The 2,190-nt window shown below is 45.8% G+C and carries 2 protein-coding genes; both read right to left on the bottom strand.

All coding sequences use genetic code 11. The annotated features are described in order from the left end of the window. Positions 1 to 175: 175 nt before the first annotated feature. Positions 176 to 367, bottom strand: a complete 192-nt coding sequence (locus tag EBR25_13285) for a hypothetical protein (GenBank protein NBW41954.1) — start codon at positions 365 to 367, stop codon at positions 176 to 178. A gap of 499 nt (positions 368 to 866) precedes the next feature. Beyond that, entirely contained in the window at positions 867 to 1,904 is a 1,038-nt protein-coding gene (locus EBR25_13280) for a hypothetical protein (protein NBW41953.1), read from the bottom strand. Positions 1,905 to 2,190 lie beyond the last annotated feature (286 nt).

Genomic DNA, 2,190 nt, shown 5'->3' with positions numbered 1-2,190 from the left:
TCCCGGGGGAAACACTAACAACACATTCCGGACTATGCGGTACTTCTGAGTGGTCTCCTGATACCCAATACATCTCAAAGCACCAGTGAAGAGAATCCAATCGCCTCTTTGCACAAACACATGAGACCCCGGACCGGTGTGAATTCACATGAGTGCGTTCGGTAGTTGTGTGGAATCATTCGAGGGCGAACTGCCTCAATTGCTTCCCTCCCAGCAAATCCCTTCCCCGCTTCTTCACTATCTCTACCTGTCTCGCCTCTAGTTTGCCATACATGAGCAGAGAATGCTCTGCCTGCGTGAGCTTCTCATACCCAAGTAAACGCTCGTTCCTAAGTACGTGCTCCTCTACATTCTCTACCCCCGGCAAAAGCTTCTGGGAGTGCCGTCTTTCTCAGAGGTGACCTCCTGGATATCTCTGACAGTGCAGCGGAACAGCTCGATGAAGTCCCGCACAAAGAGTGCTCTGGTGTCTTTTGAAAAGTGAGGAGGAGATTATATGTAGTTTTTTCTATGGACAGGGCATAGAGAGCGACGTTGTTGCGTGTCAGATACTTAGCAGCATAGCCAAGAATCGCCTGTTCTAGTCTGCGGTTATTTACAAACCAAAGCGCTTCGTTTCTTGTTCGAGTTGTGAGAACATTTGTATACTCACTCGTTTCTTTTCGTGTATGTTATCCCACAGTAAAAGCCCTCCTACGCTTTTACTAGTCGCTCGGCATCGATGATTGAATGGTTTTGCAATGTGATAGGCATAGACTGGCTGGATGCCATCTCAATAATTAATAACATTAGACCTCTTTACTATCCCTTCTTAGAAAAAGCTGACTGGAAACAGATGTCGGCCGAATCCGCCTAAAAGGGATAACCTAAGAGGTCTCAAGGGCATTCCTTTCCTTAAGTATTGCCACAATATTCTCAGCCATAATTTCAATTCCCTTACTGTTCTGATGGGGATCAATTACTGAGTTCATGTGAGCACGTTTATATATGTCCTCCGAAAATACAAAAGATGGAATAGCTGCTTGGTCGAGGAATGCCTTATAAAGGGCGTGATATTTTAGACCAAAGTCACTTTGTATCTCTCCATGTAGAAATGCATATATAGGAATGTTCCTCGCATTCAATAATTCCGCAAGTTTCTTCACAGCATCCTTTGTGTCGATGGCCTGAGGTGAATCCCTCTGAACGTACTTATTATTCAAGCGCCTCATGAAGCCTATCCTTCTATATCGCTCGAATATAGCCCAGAGATGGCTATGCTCGGTCAACCAGCGACGTTGCAGCTCTGTTCTTTTGTCCCAATAAGGATTTTCTAGACCACTCGGTCTGGCTCGTAGCTCCTCAAGCGGGACTAACGTTCGCCCCCTAGTCTTGGGTTCAAGGTCATTGGCTACTATAACCCATACCACTAAGTCTGGATTATAGTGAATTCCTCTTTCAGCCATAAACTCATACTGAGTGCGGGTATTCCAAGAACCAACGCCGATGGGTAGCACTTCAAGCTCCATTTGCTTCAGAATGTCTTGCGTCCGCAACCGTTTCTCCACCTGGACTGCCAATGAGTCTTTCTCCTCTACGCCCCAGCTAAAGACAACTGAATCTCCTAGCAGTAATATTCGGTATGTACGCTCGGGTTTTTTTACGGCGAAGTCTCGTCCCCGAAATCCCTCTGTATTAATCCTTACATCGACCCCCTGAAATTGATCTTGTACGCCGGCTCTGTGGATGTATGCATAAGTCCGATCAGCTTTCATAATTTTGAAATATCGACGTGCTTCGTATATGTAGTCGGTTCCGAGAGGATTAAAAAAACGTAAAATCGTCTCTACTATACATAGCAGCACTAGGGTAGTCGCCATGGAGTAGAAAGCCCAAAATATCGCTTTTTTAAGGGTTAACTGCATGTTATCAATCCTGATTGATGTAAATCCAAATTGCCTTACTGAATACCTCGACATCGGCTGTTATGTCTATGGAAATTTGAGCAAGAGTGATGCCTCATACATCGCCGCCGTCCCTCAATAGCCGGCACGTAGAATAGCGCTTGCTATAGGAGAAGCTAAACTACGCGAGTCTCTCTAGGTAAAAAATGGGAGGAGTCCTCCTCAAAGAAGACCCCCTCCCCGTAGCTTATTCCAGTCGGGCGAGTCCCTTGACTCGACTCTTTTCGAACATACGTACGAAAAAGAG

It is taken from the genome of bacterium, from assembly GCA_009926305.1.
Lineage (GTDB): Bacteria > Bdellovibrionota_C > UBA2361 > UBA2361 > RFPC01 > RFPC01.
Note: the sequence above shows the minus strand (reverse complement) of the source record. Positions and strands in the feature narration are given on the sequence as shown.